The 14,896-nt window shown below is 57.0% G+C and carries 17 protein-coding genes; 15 read left to right on the plus strand and 2 right to left on the minus strand.

Translation table 11 applies throughout. From position 1 onward, the window contains the following. The first annotated feature begins 87 nt into the window (after positions 1-87). The 10 genes from WMO45_RS02575 to WMO45_RS02620 all read left to right on the plus strand — a co-directional run bounded on the left by WMO45_RS02575 (position 88) and on the right by WMO45_RS02620 (position 6,864). The gene (locus tag WMO45_RS02575; protein ID WP_349139091.1) at positions 88-996 is read left to right on the plus strand and encodes a helix-turn-helix transcriptional regulator; all 909 of its coding nucleotides are present in this window, start codon (positions 88-90) and stop codon (positions 994-996) included. Between the two features lies 1 nt (position 997). Continuing rightward, entirely contained in the window at positions 998-1,318 is a 321-nt protein-coding gene (locus tag WMO45_RS02580; protein ID WP_349139092.1) for a TfoX/Sxy family protein, read from the plus strand. A gap of 2 nt (positions 1,319-1,320) precedes the next feature. Further along, positions 1,321-1,956 carry a GyrI-like domain-containing protein gene (locus WMO45_RS02585; protein ID WP_349139093.1) on the plus strand — a complete coding sequence of 212 codons (636 nt, stop codon included), beginning with the start codon at positions 1,321-1,323 and terminating at the stop codon, positions 1,954-1,956. Beyond that, on the plus strand, positions 1,953-2,510 hold the full coding sequence (locus WMO45_RS02590; RefSeq protein ID WP_349139094.1) for a DUF3795 domain-containing protein: 558 nt from the start codon (positions 1,953-1,955) through the stop codon (positions 2,508-2,510). The genes WMO45_RS02585 and WMO45_RS02590 overlap by 4 nt, the downstream gene beginning before the upstream one ends. A 4-nt stretch (positions 2,511-2,514) precedes the next feature. After that, entirely contained in the window at positions 2,515-2,910 is a 396-nt protein-coding gene (locus WMO45_RS02595) for an SRPBCC family protein (RefSeq protein WP_349139095.1), read from the plus strand. 83 nt (positions 2,911-2,993) lie between these two features. Next, on the plus strand, positions 2,994-3,503 hold the full coding sequence (locus WMO45_RS02600; RefSeq protein ID WP_349139096.1) for a helix-turn-helix domain-containing protein: 510 nt from the start codon (positions 2,994-2,996) through the stop codon (positions 3,501-3,503). 110 nt (positions 3,504-3,613) lie between these two features. After that, entirely contained in the window at positions 3,614-4,471 is an 858-nt protein-coding gene (locus WMO45_RS02605) for an AraC family transcriptional regulator (RefSeq protein ID WP_349139097.1), read from the plus strand. A gap of 247 nt (positions 4,472-4,718) precedes the next feature. Continuing rightward, the gene (locus WMO45_RS02610) at positions 4,719-5,708 is read left to right on the plus strand and encodes a DUF3089 domain-containing protein (RefSeq protein ID WP_349139098.1); all 990 of its coding nucleotides are present in this window, start codon (positions 4,719-4,721) and stop codon (positions 5,706-5,708) included. A 177-nt stretch (positions 5,709-5,885) separates the two neighbouring features. Next, positions 5,886-6,245, plus strand: a complete 360-nt coding sequence (locus WMO45_RS02615; protein WP_349139099.1) for a dihydropteridine reductase — start codon at positions 5,886-5,888, stop codon at positions 6,243-6,245. Positions 6,246-6,264: 19 nt separating this feature from the next. Beyond that, a complete protein-coding gene (locus WMO45_RS02620) occupies positions 6,265-6,864 on the plus strand; it encodes a TetR-like C-terminal domain-containing protein (RefSeq protein ID WP_349139100.1) in 600 nt (199 codons plus the stop codon). 539 nt (positions 6,865-7,403) lie between these two features. On the opposite strand, the gene WMO45_RS02625 is transcribed toward WMO45_RS02620, so the two are convergent. Together WMO45_RS02625 and WMO45_RS02630 are read right to left on the minus strand one after the other, a co-directional pair. Then, positions 7,404-8,168 carry a MerR family transcriptional regulator gene (locus WMO45_RS02625; protein WP_349139101.1) on the minus strand — a complete coding sequence of 255 codons (765 nt, stop codon included), beginning with the start codon at positions 8,166-8,168 and terminating at the stop codon, positions 7,404-7,406. A gap of 54 nt (positions 8,169-8,222) precedes the next feature. Beyond that, positions 8,223-8,840, minus strand: a complete 618-nt coding sequence (locus tag WMO45_RS02630; protein WP_349139102.1) for a CatA-like O-acetyltransferase, family 2 — start codon at positions 8,838-8,840, stop codon at positions 8,223-8,225. Positions 8,841-9,006: 166 nt separating this feature from the next. Between WMO45_RS02630 and WMO45_RS02635 the strand changes: the two genes are divergently transcribed. The 5 genes from WMO45_RS02635 to WMO45_RS02655 all read left to right on the plus strand — a co-directional run bounded on the left by WMO45_RS02635 (position 9,007) and on the right by WMO45_RS02655 (position 14,806). Beyond that, complete coding sequence (locus tag WMO45_RS02635) at positions 9,007-9,690, plus strand: response regulator transcription factor (RefSeq protein ID WP_349139103.1); 684 nt, start codon at positions 9,007-9,009, stop codon at positions 9,688-9,690. Further along, positions 9,687-10,589, plus strand: a complete 903-nt coding sequence (locus WMO45_RS02640; RefSeq protein ID WP_349139104.1) for a sensor histidine kinase — start codon at positions 9,687-9,689, stop codon at positions 10,587-10,589. The genes WMO45_RS02635 and WMO45_RS02640 overlap by 4 nt, the downstream gene beginning before the upstream one ends. 27 nt (positions 10,590-10,616) lie before the next feature. Further along, entirely contained in the window at positions 10,617-11,348 is a 732-nt protein-coding gene (locus tag WMO45_RS02645) for a class I SAM-dependent methyltransferase (protein ID WP_349139105.1), read from the plus strand. Positions 11,349-11,469: 121 nt separating this feature from the next. Next, positions 11,470-12,138, plus strand: a complete 669-nt coding sequence (locus tag WMO45_RS02650; protein WP_349139106.1) for an ABC transporter ATP-binding protein — start codon at positions 11,470-11,472, stop codon at positions 12,136-12,138. A gap of 13 nt (positions 12,139-12,151) precedes the next feature. Next, positions 12,152-14,806, plus strand: a complete 2,655-nt coding sequence (locus tag WMO45_RS02655) for an ABC transporter permease (protein ID WP_349139107.1) — start codon at positions 12,152-12,154, stop codon at positions 14,804-14,806. Positions 14,807-14,896: the final 90 nt, after the last annotated feature.

Below are 14,896 nucleotides of genomic sequence, written 5' to 3' on the forward strand. Positions count from 1 at the left end.
AAAAGAACAAGGCAGAAGAGACATGACATACCGTTGTCGCATTCCTATGGTATAATACAGAAAAGCTCAGGAAAGGCGGTGCGGCACATGAAGATAGAGCGGCTCATCGGCATCCTGTCCATCCTGCTCCAGCGGGAAAAAGTTACCGCTCCGGAGCTGGCGGAACAGTTCGAGGTGTCCCGACGGACGATCCAACGGGACATCGAGTCCCTGTGCCGGGCCGGTATTCCCATCTCCACCACCCAGGGCGCGGGCGGCGGCATCTCCATCATGGAGGGGTATCGTGTGGACCGTACGGTACTTACCACTCCCGAGATGCAGGCCATCCTGTCAGGGCTCCGGAGCCTGGACAGCGTCAGCGGTACCCGACGCTATGCGCAGCTGATGGAGAAGTTGTCCGCCGGAACAGGTGAACTGGTACCCGGCGGCAGCCACATGCTCATTGACCTGTCTTCCTGGTACAAAACCAGCCTGCCGCCGAAAATTGAGCTGATTCAGGAAGCCATTGAGCAGCACCGCGCCATCCGCTTTACCTATTTCTCTCCCAAGGAGGAATCGGTGCGTACCGTCGAGCCCTGCTACCTGGTGTTCCACTGGTCTGCTTGGTATGTCTGGGGCTGGTGCCAAATGCGGAAGGATTTCCGCCTGTTCAAATTAAACCGCATGATGGGGCTCACCGCCGGTGATCCCTTTCCCCCTCGTTCCTCCCCTTTGCCCGACCTGGAACCAGAGCGGGTCTTTCCAATAAAATATCAGGTCACCGTTCTCTTTGACCCGACCTGCCGCTGGCGGCTGGTGGAGGAGTACGGCGCGGACCGCTTCACTGTGGAGCCGGACGGCAAACTGCGCTTTACCGGGGGCTTTCCCGATGCGGACAGCGTGCTCAGCTGGGTTTTGACCTTCGGGGACAAGGCGGAGCTGCTGGAACCGGAAGAACTTCGGAAGCAGCTTGGGGCGTTGACAAAAACGCTGGCCGACCGTTACAGGAGGAGTTGACATGGCATCTCATAAGGATTTTGTAAACTATGTGGCCGAGCAGCTACGGGAGGCCGGAACCATCCGCAGCCGGAAGATGTTCGGCGAATACGGCCTTTACTGCGATGAGGTGTTCTTCGGCGTTATCTGTGACGACCAGTTTTTCGTAAAAGTCACCCCACAGGGCGAAGCGGCGTTCCCCGACCTGCCCAAAGTCCCGCCCTATGAGGGGGCCAAGGATTACATCTGGGTGGAGGATGTGGACGACCGGGACACCATGACCGCTCTCACCCGCCTTACCTGTCTGGCGCTTCAGGCACAGCCCACAAAACGGAGGAAATGACCATGGCCTTTGACTATAAGAAAGAATACAAGGAATTCTATCTGCCACCCAAGATGCCGGGCATCGTCACCGTACCCGCTATAAACTTCCTGGCCGCGCGGGGCCATGGCGATCCCAACGAGGAAGACGGCACCTATAAGCAGGCCCTGGGGATGCTCTACGCCGTAGCCTTCACCATCAAAATGAGCAAACTGGGCAAACACCAACTGGAGGGCTATTTTGACTACGTGGTCCCCCCTCTTGAGGGCCTGTGGTGGCAGGATGGCATCTATGGAGTAGACTACGCCCATAAACAGGATTTTCAGTGGATCTCCCTCATCCGCCTGCCGGAGTTCGTGACAAAAGAGGTCTTTGACTGGGCCATCCGGGAGACCACGGAAAAGAAACAGCAGGATTTCTCCCAGGTGGAGTTCTTTCCCTGGGAAGAAGGCCTGTGCGTCCAGTGCATGCACATCGGCCCCTATGACAACGAGCCTGCCACCGTGTCTGCCATGGAGGAATACGCCAAGGCCCAAGGCTATGAAGAGGACTTTGGAGAAGGCCGGTATCACCATGAGATCTATTTGAGTGATGTGCGGCGGTGCAGGCCGGAACGGCTGAAAACCGTCATCCGGCACCCAATCAGGAGGGTACTATGAAAGGCTTTACCCGTACAGAAACCCGTTTCTCTCTGTGTGGTCTCAACTGTGCCCTGTGCTCCATGCATCTGGGCGGCTACTGTCCGGGCTGCGGCGGCGGAACAGGCAACCAGAGCTGCGCCATTGCCAAATGCTCCCTGGAGCACAGCGGCGTTCCGTTTTGCTGGGAGTGCCCGGAGTATCCCTGTCCCCGCTACGAGGGCTTCGACGACGGGGATTCCTTTGTCCCGCACCGGAACCGGCAGCAGGATATTGCTCTGGCCCGAGAACTGGGTCTGGATGCTTACCTTGCCCAGTTGGAGGAAAAGCGGGCGATGTTAGAGGAACTTCTGGCCCATTACAACGATGGACGCCGCAAGACCTTGTTCAACACGGCGGTGTATCTCCTGTCTCTGGAGGATTTGTGTTCCGTGATGACCGCTCTGGAAAACCAGCCGGAGCTGGGCGAACAGCCTGTCAAGGAGCGTGCCCTCGCCGCCGTGACACTGCTTCAGGAGGCGGCGGATTGCCGGGGCATCAGTCTGAAGCTCAATAAGAAACCGAAGAAGGAGTGATCCTATGGCGACTTCCAAGGTGACCGTCCATCTCCCCTGCCGGTTGGAACAGGTGTGGCAGACCGTGACTGACCTTACCCATACCACCTGGCGCAGTGATTTGGCACGAGTGGAATTCCTGGACGGAACCCATTTTGTGGAGCACACCAAAAGCGGCTATGCCACGGAGTTTACCGTCACAGCCTGTGAGTCGCTCCACCTCTGGACCTTTACCATGGAGAACGGCAACATGTCGGGCTCCTGGGAGGGGATTTTTGAGGCAGCACAGGACGGCGCCTTCCTGACCTGCACGGAGACCGTCAATGCCAAGCACTGGTGGATGCGCCCCTTTGTTCCTGGCTATCTGAAGCGGCAGCAGAAGCTGTATCTGGACGATTTGCGGAAGGAATTGCTGAAATAGGCCGTGTTAATCTGCGTTGCTTGCGGCAACGGGCCATTCTCCCTACAATAGCGGTAACACCTGTGCGAAAGGAGTTATCCCTCATGTTAAGCGAAAACATAAAAACAATCCGGAAATCAAAAGGGCTTTCCCAACAGGAGCTTGCCGTAAAACTGAATGTGGTGCGGCAAACGGTCTCCAAATGGGAGCAAGGACTGTCCGTCCCGGATTCGGATCTGTTGATTGCCCTGTCCGAAGCCCTGGAGACACCTGTGAGCACGTTGCTGGGAGAGAATGTGATAGAATCGGAGGTGGACACGGTCAAAGTCCTCTCCGAAAAACTGGAAATCATCAATTTGCAGTTTGCACGGAGAGCGGCCACGCAAAAAGCGTTCCTTCATTGGTCGCTGATCGCACTATGCGCGGTTATTGTGGTAATTTCAGCGGCCCTGGTCGTAGCCAATAGTCCTTACCTGGGTTGGGACTTTCGTGATCCGGAAACGGCCGTTGTCGGCACGGTCTTTCACGCATTTGAATGGCTGTTCGTCAGGCTGGCCCCCATTGTGCTGCTTGCGGCACTTGTCGGCATTTTTATGACGCGGAAAAACGTATAACATGTTTTAACTCCACACTTCTTAAAGGCCACCGGACAAACATGAGCATAGAAAATCGGGCAGGGGCCGCTTGTTTCCGGTATGCTGAATCCAGAAGGACGGTGTGAGCAATGGATTGGGTAACAAGCATTCATCAGGCGATCCGGTATATCGAGGAACATCTCCGGGCGGAACTGACCATCCGGGACATCGCACAGCAGGCGGCCCTGTCCCCCTTTTACTTTCAGAAGGGCTTTGCCATGCTGTGCGGCATGACGGTGGGCGACTACATCCGTCAACGCCGGCTCTCCGCCGCCGGGCTGGAGGTCCTTGCGACGGACCGAAAGATCATCGACATCGCACTGGAGTTCGGCTATGACTCGCCGGACAGCTTTACCAAGGCTTTTGCCCGCTTCCACGGCCTCACACCTGCCGCACTGAGAAAAAGCGGAGGCGCGGTCCGTTCTTTTGCTCCGCTTCGGATCAAAGTGACATTGGAAGGTGGTCAAAACATGGATTGCAAGATTATGAAAAAAGAAGCGTTTACGGTGCTCTGCCGGGCAAAGACCTTCAAGTATGAGGACGCGGTGGCCCAGGTTCCCCAGTTCTGGGCGGAGCACTTCGCCGCAGGCGGCGGCAACGTGGTGTGCGGCATGTACGGCATCAATCTGGACGAGAGCATGGGCGGCAATGAGTTTGAATATCTCATCGCTGACAACTACGACCCCGCCAAGGAGATCCCGGACGGCTTCACCACTCGTACCATCCCGGCCCATACCTGGGCGGTGTTCCCCTGCATTGGCCGGATGCCCCAGGCTCTCCAGGGCCTGAACCAGCAGATCTTCTCCCAGTGGCTGCCCACGAACCTCGACTACAAGATCGCGGCCGGAATCAATGTGGAGATGTACAGCGACGCCAGCAAATTTGAGGACGGTACCCAAGGTCAGGACTACTACTGTGAGGTCTGGATCCCGGTAGAAAAGAAATAAGACCTATCTTCTTCGGAAAAATGCGCCTGTGTGGCAGCGGCGGGAACGTATGGACCAATGGCGGCATCAAAACCCTGTGCGCACTCTAGGCGAGAAATAAAGGAAGCCAGGCCAAAAACAGAAACCGGAGAGTTGTTTTACGGTGTTCTTTTGTGTTATAGTAAACACTCAGGATGCCCGTCCCCAAAGGATCATTACCTGGGCGTTCTCCGAAATTATGCAAAGGATAAAAAAGGATTATTTATCTATGGGAAAGAAAACGACGGTACTGCTCTTGGCCCTGATCCTGGTGTTCACTCTGGCGGGGTGCGGAACACCCGAAGAACAACCCTCCATGTATGCTCAAGAAGAAAACTGGGCCTATCTGGAAACTGACAAAACCGCGGATGCGGATGTGTTTTTCATCTGTCCTACCGTCTACGGCGGCGAAGAGGGCGATTTCAACATGTCTATGGATGACGAGACCACCAAAAGCGATTTTCTGGGTGCCACCAACATGGAAAAAGGCATCTACGACCAGAATGCCCGATTCTTTGCCCCCTACTACCGGCAGGTGGGTCTGAACGTCTATGAACTGCCCATCGAGGAACGGGAAGCCTACCTGTCGATTGCCTATGAGGACGTGAAAGACGCCTTTACTTACTATCTGGAACACTACAACGAGGGCCAGCCTATCATCCTGGCCGGATTCTCCCAGGGAGCCGACATGAGCATCCGCCTGCTGAAAGATTGCTTTGCCGATGAGGAGGTCAACGACCTGTTGGTGGCCTGCTACGCCATCGGCTGGAGCATCACGGAGGAGGAGCTGGCGGAGTATCCCCACCTCCGGTTTGCCTCCGGTGAAGACGACACCGGGGTGATCGTCTCCTTCAACAGTGAAGCAGAAACGGTCACCGATTCCCTGATGATTCCCGCCGGAACCCGCACCCTGGCCATCAATCCCCTCAACTGGAAAACCGACGGTACAACCGCCGGGAAAGAGGAAAACCTGGGCGCCTGCTTTACCGATTATGACGGTAACATTGTTACCGAGATTCCCCAGCTCACCGGAGCCTATATTGATTCGGAGCGGGGCGCTTTAAAGGTGACGGATGTAACGCCGGAGGAATATCCGCCGGTATTGCCCATCTTCTCCGACGGTGTGTACCACCTGTATGACTACCAGTTTTTCTATCGCAACCTGCAGGAAAATGTCGAGGTGCGGCTGGACGCCTATCTGGCTGGCCGGGCGGTCTAGACATATCATAAGAGCCGCAATTCTGATACGATGGGTATCCGGATCGCGGCTCTTTTTTACGATACAGAGTTCTTGAAATCAGCACAAAACCCAAACCGTGTTGTTCTCTTTTTGTCTTACATCCCTTATGATCATATCAGCAGCTGCGAAGAATGATTGTAAGAGGAGAACATCACCATGAACACGGATAAAATTTTTGCAGAAGCCATTGCCAACGAATACGCCCCTAAGGATACCTCCAAGGTCGTCGCCCTGAGAAAGCTGGACCGGAAAGCGAAGGGCCCGGCCAACATCTTTGCATACAGCTTCGGCGTCCTGATGACCCTGGTCCTCGGCCTTGGGATGTGCCTTTCCATGCAGGTGATCGGAGGGGGCGGCATCCTGATGACGGGTGCCGGAATCCTTCTCGGGATCCTGGGCATCGTCGGCGTGGGCCTGAACTACCCCATCTATAGAAAGCTCCTGCGGTCCGGCAAGGAAAAGTATGCCTTTGAAATCATGCAGCTGGCCCGGGAGATCAGCGAATCGGCAGAGTAACCAGAGAGGAGGGCGGCAGATGAACAAGTCCGAAAGCAAATACTTCAATACCGCCCTGCGGATGGACGAGGCGCTCCTGGCCCTGCTGGAGGAGAAGGCACTGGAGTATATCACAGTGAAAGAGATCTGCCACCAGGCCGGTGTGAACCGCTCCACCTTTTATCTGCACTATGAGACCATTTCCGACCTGGTGAATGAGACATTGGAGATGATCAACCAGCGTTTCCTCTCCTATTTCCCTCAGCAGGAAGAGGAGGTCCTGGGGAATATGGGCAGCCGGGAACGGGAAGACCTGGTGCTGGTCACCCGCGAATACCTTCTTCCCTACCTCCGCTTCATCCGGGACAACAAAAAAGTCTACTGGGCGGCCTTCCGGAACCCAGGCAGTATGCAGGCCCATACACGATATGGGGACCTGAAGCAGCATATCCTCGGCCCCATTCTGGAGCGATTTGAGGTTCCAGCTGCTCACTGTCCCTACTACATGGCCTACTATGTGGAGGGTATCATCGCAATTGTCAGGGAGTGGCTGCGGCGGGACTGTACGGATGAGGTGGAGATGATTGCCGACATCATTGAGTCCTGCGTGCGGCCCAGAAACGGAAGCGATGAGAAATAACGGCAGGGCTGTGCGGCTTCCTACGGACATGTCGGGAGAATTACATTCACCGGCCCCTGATGTACTCCGCTGTGTCCTCTGGCTGTACACCACTCTTTGCCCTTTACAACGGATATCTGTGATTTCGCTATGGGTCAGCCTGACACGGGAACACCGGTATCTGTTATCTCTTGCTCATTGTAGCTCATGGAATTGTCCTTCTGATAGAGAAAAGCACATCCAGCAGATGGCCTTTTGCCATCCTGCCGATGTGCTTTTCGTGTTTTATGGCTCTGCGGGCGGCCCCTCCGTCCAGCTCCAATGGCGGAGAGGTGTGAGAGATGCTGCTGCGTTGCCTGAAAGCGGAAATGCAAATGTGCCGCCGCTCCCCGGTATGGCTGGCCTTTGTGCTGCTGCCTATCTTCCCGGCTATTCCGAGCACCGGAAACTACCTGGAGGACATGGAGGTACTGGATCATGCCTGGTACAGCCTGTGGAGCCAGCATACCCTGTTCTCCTTCATAAGGCCCCCGGCGTTTTGCCGAGGGCCTGCTTCATTCTTACTTTGCCCAATAAACCACCGCGTCCCTCAGGAAACGGGCACAGCCGTGAAATCGCTTATCGTAGTAGGCGGTAAACCGCTCATCCATTACATACAGCTCCACAATTCCACGATGTTTGGCCGGGTCATACCGGTTCCCGGTAATGGTGAGCCACCGACGGTGGAGGGCAGTAATCTCCTTGCCCTCCTCGCTCTCTGGGGTCAAGCCCGTCTGGACAGCCGCTTCCAGCCGCTCCTGAATCTCCCGCCCCAGATCCATCCACTCCTGATACTGTTCCTGGGTCAGGTTCATCACCGCGGCATTGGCCTCGTCCACCTCTTGGTTGCCGTACTTGGCGCGAATCTCCGCTCCATAAGTTTCTTCGTTATGGGCCACGGCCTGCTGCTTAAACACCACAAATTTCTGCTCGTCGTTCATGATCTCGTTCCTTTCTTCCGCCCCAATGGTATCTTTCACCGATTGGATCAGCTTCTCCAGCCGCTCCCGCTCTGCCTCCAAAGAGGCCAGGTGGCGTTTTAGGGCGGCCAGACGGTCAAAGGCGGGATCGTCCAGACATTCCTTGATCCGGGCCAGCTCCACCCCGAGGGCCCGGTAATAGAGAATGTCCTGCAGCCGGTCTACCTCTTCCCTGCCGTAATAACGGTAGCCGCTCTCTGCTACCCGGCTGGGTTTCAGCAGCCCGATCTGGTCGTACCAGCGCAAGGTGCGGGTGGTCACCCCGGACAGGCGCGACAGTTCCTGAATGGAATACTCCATGAACATCCCTCCCTTGGGTTACTGTATCAGTTGACGGAGCGTCAGAGTCAAGGGGAAGTTTTAAATTTGATGGATCTCCTGCTGCAGCCGCTCTAAAAATTCCGCGGCTGGGATTCCATCCATCTGGGTGTGGTGAAACTGGAAGGATACCGGCAAGGTGGCGTGGAACCACTTTTTTCGATATTTGCCCCAGATGAGGAATGGATTGTTGTAGCACCCGGCATAAATGTTCACCGCGCCGTCGATCTCATACCCCGCCAGTGCGGAGGTGCCGATCACCATATACTCCTCGCCCAGTTCAAAGCTCTCTCCGCTCACGTGAACCTGCCCAGTGAGCCTCAAGTAGTCTCGATTGAACTGCTCCAAGTCAGCGGAAACGGGAATATCGCAGGTAGCGATACCACCATCCCGGGTGTTCACCACCGTATTGACCGCCAGCTGGTCGTACTGCATCAGTTTGTCTCCCACCGGAAGCAGGTAGAAGTCTGCCGTCCGGGCCGCTGTCTTTCCAATGCACCAGCACAGGAGCATATGAAATTTATAACCCCGTTTCCGGCTCATGCGCACCAGCGGGGTCACATCCAGCGTCTTCATCAGGGTCACCATAGGCATGGGGGCCTTCCTCCAGAGTTCAAAGGCCAGCGCCCGGGCGGTACTTTTGGGATCTACTTCTTTCATGTCGTTCTCCATTCTGTTCGTCAAATCCGGTTCGGTTGGCCGCGGCAGGTAGATTTTATCATAGCTTCCCATAGTCGGCAACCGATCTCCATGTTCTAACGTCAGAACTTGTGTTATAATGGAACACCATAAGCCAAACGGAAACAACGAATGATGAGGACCGAACATGAAACGCATTTTTCTTTTGGAGGACGACGAAACCATGGGGCGGGGAATCACTATGGCTCTAACGGGGCCGGAGACATCCGTCATTTGCCGCTCAAGCCTGGCCAAGGCTCGGGAAGCGCTGGCAGAAGATCGGTTTGACCTGCTGATTCTGGACGTAAATCTCCCCGATGGCAGCGGTCTGGACTTGCTGCGTCAGATGCAGGCAGAGGGCGATGCCACTCCGGTGATCCTGCTCACCGCCAACGACCTGGAACTGGACGAGGTCACCGGACTGGAGGCTGGAGCGGATGACTACATCACCAAGCCCTTCTCTCTGGCAATACTCCGGGCCAGGGTGAATGCACAGCTCCGTCGAAGCGCTCCCAAGGTCTCCTCTCCCCTGTCCGTGGGTCCCTTTGCCTTTGATTTTGAACAGATGGACTTTCGCCGGGACGGCAGGTTGGTGGAGCTCTCCAAAACCGAGCAGAAACTGCTGCGGGTACTGGTGGAGAATCGGGGACGTGCCGTTCCCCGGTCCACACTGGTGGATCGTGTGTGGACGGACGGCGCGGAATTTGTGGAGGAAAACGCCCTGTCTGTCACAGTCAAGCGGCTGCGGAGCAAACTGGAGGCCGATCCCTCCAAGCCGGAATATCTGAAAACGGTGTATGGCATCGGCTACACCTGGGCGGTGAAGCCATGACCGGATATCTTGTGATGGTTACCGCCCTGCTGCTGGCCCTGGCCGTGGTCGTCTATGACCGCTGGCGGATCGCCCGCACCATCCGGCGGCTGGATGATATGCTTACTGCAGCCATAAACGGCAGCTTTTCCGAAAAAACCTTTGACGAGAGCCGCCTCTCCGCTCTGGAAAGCCGGCTGGGGCGGTATCTGGCAGCCAGCGCCCTGTCTGAACGGAACGTGCGGGAGCAGAAGGACCAGATCAGCGCTCTGATCTCCGATATCTCCCACCAGACCAAGACCCCGGTGGCCAATCTTCAGCTGTATGCCCAGCTGCTCTCGGAACAGCCGCTCACGCCCCAGGGAACGGACTGTGCCGCCGCCATCTCCGCCCAGGCGGAAAAGCTTCAGACACTCATTGAGGCCCTGGTCAAGACCTCCCGGCTGGAGACGGGGATCCTGGCCCTCCACCCCCAGCCCGGCGAAATTTCCCCGGTAGTGGAACGCGCTGCCGCCCAGTATGCCCCCAAGGCGGCAGAAAGGGGCATTTCTTTGACCGTTGGACAGGCGGAGGGCTCTGCCGTCTTTGATCCCAAGTGGACGGAGGAAGCGGTGTGCAACCTGTTGGACAACGCCGTTAAGTACACACCGCCCGGCGGTGCTGTGACGGTGGAGGTAAAAAACTATGAGCTGTTCTCCGCCATCCGGGTGACTGATACCGGCCCGGGCATTTTCGAGGAGGAGCAGGCCAAAATTTTCGGACGGTTTTACCGCGCCCCCGGCGCCTGGCAGGCAGAGGGCGTGGGAATCGGCCTCTACCTCACCCGGCAGATCGCCGAAAAGCAGGGCGGCTATGTGAAGGTAGAAAGCACACCCGGGATAGGGAGTTCATTTTCGCTCTATGTTCCCCGGGAGGCCTAGGGAAGCAGAGCACAGGAGGAAGAAACTGTGAGAAACGAATATGAAAACGAAGCATTTTTCCAGCAATACGCGCAGATGCCCCGCAGCCAGGCCGGACTTTCCGCAGCGGGAGAGTGGCATCAGCTCAAGCCCCTTTTCCCGCCGCTGGAGGGAAAGTCCGTACTGGATCTGGGCTGCGGCTATGGGTGGCACTGCAAGTTCGCCGTGGAGCAGGGCGCCCGGCAGGTGCTGGGCATTGATTTAAGCCAGAAAATGATCGAGGAAGCCAAACGCCGCAACAGTGGGGAAAGCATCCTCTATCGGGTTTGTGGGATCGATGAATATGAGTACCCAGAGGGCGTATGGGACTGCGTGGTCTCCAATCTGGCTTTGCACTACATCGAGGACTTGGACTCCGTTTTTAAAAAAGTCCATCGGACGTTGAAGAAAGATGGAATCTTTCTGTTCAACATTGAGCACCCCGTCTTCACCGCCGGCGTGGGGCAGGATTGGGCCTATGATGAAGATGGCACGCCGCTGTATTGGCCCATCGATCAGTATTTCATGCCTGGGGAGCGGATCACTCATTTTCTGGGCTGCGAGGTCCGCAAGCAGCACCACACACTCACCCAAATCCTAATGGGGTTACTGCGCAGTGGCTTTGTCCTGGAAGCAGTGGAGGAGGCGGAGCCCTCTGCGGAAATGCTGGACATTCCCGGCATGCGGGACGAGCTGCGCCGGCCCATGATGCTGTTGGTCCGGGCCAGAGCGATACATTGACCAAACCGATGCTGACTTCTTTCAAAACTGTCACATTCTCGAAAGTATCAGGACAGATTTCCATGTTAAAGTCTGTATTGTCACAAGACGGTACAGACTTTTTTATTGGAGGAAAACAGCCATGACGATTTTACAGACCCATGATCTGAAAAAATACTACGGCTCCGGGGACACCCAGGTAAAGGCCCTGGACGGCGTGGATCTGAGCATTGAGCAGGGAGAGTTTGTGGCCATTGTGGGCACCTCCGGTTCCGGCAAGTCCACCCTGCTCCACATGCTGGGTGGGCTGGACCGGCCCACCTCGGGCACCGTTGCTGTGGACGGCAAGGACATTTTTGCTCTAAAGGACGAGGCCCTGACCATCTTCCGCCGCCGGAAGATCGGCTTTGTATTCCAGTCCTACAATTTGGTGCCGGTACTCAGCGTGTGGGAAAACATCGTCCTGCCGGTGGAGCTGGACGGAAGCAAGGTAGATGAGGCCTACGTACAGGAGGTCATCGCCACCCTGGGTCTGGAGAAAAAGCTCCAAAACCTGCCCAATCAGCTCTCCGGCGGTCAGCAGCAGCGTGTGGCCATTGCCCGGGCCCTGGCCACCAAGCCTGCCATTCTTCTCGCTGACGAGCCCACCGGCAATCTGGACAGCCGAACCAGCCAGGACGTGCTCAGCCTGATGAAGGTGACCGGCCAGAAGTTTGCTCAGACTATGGTAATGATCACCCATAACGAGGAGATCGCCCAGATGGCCGACCGTATCGTCCGCATCGAGGACGGGCGAATCGTAACGCGGTAAGGGGGCGGACAGTATGAAGGTCTCCAACCGCAGCTGCATCCGCCGCCTGAGCCTGCGCTCTCTTCTCGCCAGCCGCACCCGGAACATCGTAGCAGTGCTGGCCATCGCCCTAACGGCGCTACTCTTTACTTCCCTCTTTACCATTGCCCTCTCCATCAATGAGGGTATCCAGCAAAACAACTTCCGCCAGGCCGGAGGCTGGTCCCATGGCACGCTTAAATATCTGACGGAGGAACAGTTTGAGGAATTGAAGGACGATCCGCTGATTGACCAGTGGGGCCTGCGGCGATTTTTGGGGATGCCCACCCAGGCTCCCTTCAACAAATCCCATGTAGAGATCGGTTACTCCGATGCCAACCAGGCCCACTGGAGCTACTGCGACCCGGTGGAGGGACGCCTCCCTCAAGAGGGCACCAACGAGGCGGCCACAGACACCCATGTGCTGGAACTGCTGGGCGTGGAGCCGGAACTCGGCGCAGAATTCACCGTCACCTTTGATGTGGACGGCCATGAGACGACCCAGACCTTTACCCTCTGCGGCTGGTGGGAGTACGACGAGGCCGTGGTGGCCAACCACATCCTCATTCCCGAAAGCCGGGTGGACGCCATTCTGGCAGAAGTGGGGGTTACCCCGCCTGGCAGCGACGGTATGACGGGCAGCTGGAATCTGGATGTGATGCTGGGACACGGCGCCCGCTCCATCGCCTCCGACCTGGAGGAAATCCTGGTAAACCACGGTTATCAGTCGGAAACTGCGGGAGAGAACTACATCTCCACCGGCGTCAACTGGGGCTACACCGGGGCGCAGCTCTCGGATAAGCTGGACCCCACCGTGGTGGCTATCATCGTGGGAGTGCTAGCCCTCATTCTGCTCACCGGATATCTCATCATCTACAATGTGTTCCAAATCTCCGTGGCGGGAGACATCCGTTTCTATGGCCTGCTGAAAACCATCGGTACCACGCCCCGGCAGCTGCGGCGGATCATCCGCACTCAGGCGCTGCTTCTCTCCCTCGTCGGCATCCCCGTCGGTCTGCTGCTGGGCTGGCTGCTGGGCGGTGTACTCACCCCTGTTATTACCGCACAACTCAATGGAGTGACCACGGTGGTCTCGGTCAGCCCACTTCTCTTTGTGGGGGCAGCCCTTTTTGCCCTGATGACGGTGCTCATTTCCTGCCGCCGTCCCGGCCGTCTGGCAGGCAAGGTCTCCCCAGTTGAGGCGGTGCGCTACACTGAGGGCAAGGCGCTGAAGCGGAAAGGGAAACGGAGCGGCAAAGGCGTGTCTCTGCTGTCCATGGCCTGGGCCAACCTGGGCCGCAGCCGAGGCAAGACCTTTCTCACGGTGCTGTCCCTGACCCTTGCCGTGGTGCTGCTGACCCTGACCGTGACCTTCACAGGCGGCTTCGACATGGACAAATATGTGTCCAGCTTCACTGCCAGTGACTTTATCCTGGCCGACGCGGGGCAGTTCCAGACCGGCGGGGACGCTTTTAACGACGAGATGGAGGTACCGGAGGAGGTCATCAACGCCGTGGATGCCCAGGGCGGTATCACCGGGAGCGGCCGCGTCTACGGCAAGACTGCCCCTGCGCTGGAGTTTGTCACCGAGGAGTATTACCGCTCCATCTGGAGTCGGTGGAACACCCAGGAGCAGTTGGACAGCATGGTAGCATTCAAGGATCGCACCGAAGACGGCCTTCTGGCTGACCGGGTACAGCTCTACGGCATGGAGTCCTTTGCGCTGGACCATCTAACAGTTTTGGAAGGAAATCTATCCAAGCTCAACGATTCCGACGGGAACTACATCGCCGCCGTGTACAGCACCGACGACTACGGCAAGGCGGAGATGAGCAGCCATTGGGCCCGGCTGGGGGATACGGTGACCATCCGCTATGTGGAGGAGTTCGAATACTACGATCCCAATACCGGCGAGGTTTATGGTTCCTGGGAGAACGTGCCGGAAGGCGCCTCTTACACCGAGCGGGCGATCAAGTACCGGGATGTGGACTACACCGTAGCCGCCCTGGTAACGGTGCCATCCGCTCTGAGCTACCGCTACTACGGTGCCGACGAGTTTATCATGGGGGCGGAGATCTTCCTCCGGGATACGGAAACCGACTCCGTCATGTACTACGCCTTTGACACCACAGATGAGGCAAACGCCGCCATGGAAGCCTTTCTGGCGGACTACACAGAGAATGTGAATCCTCAGTTTGACTATGAGAGCAAGGCCACCTATGCCGGGGAATTTGAGAGCACCCGGAGCATGTTCCTTTTGCTGGGGAGCGCCCTCAGCTTCATCGTGGGTCTGGTGGGCGTGCTGAATTTCTTCAACGCCATCCTTACCGGCATCACCGCCCGCCGCCGGGAGCTGGCGGTGCTCCAGTCCATCGGTATGACAGCTCGGCAGCTGCGTACCATGCTGGCACTGGAGGGCCTGTTCTACACAGTAGGCGCAGCATTCCTGGCCCTGGCTCTGATTGTGGTCACTGCACCATTTCTTGGTCCCGCCCTCAACGGACTGATCTGGTTTTTCACCTATCGCTTTACCATCTGGCCCATCGCCGTGGTGCTGCCCCTGTTCGGGGCACTGGGTATCCTCATCCCGGTTTTGAGCTGCCGCGCCGCCCAGCGCTATTCCGTAGTAGAGCGTCTGCGGCAGGAATAATGACAGTCAACCGCAAGCAGCATTTGCTTGCGGTTGACTTGTTTCTATTGCCCCAACATCCATTTCAGTGAGCTGAGTTTTGTTGAACAC

It is taken from the genome of Flavonifractor hominis (assembly GCF_040095835.1).
GTDB lineage: Bacteria > Bacillota > Clostridia > Oscillospirales > Oscillospiraceae > Flavonifractor > Flavonifractor hominis.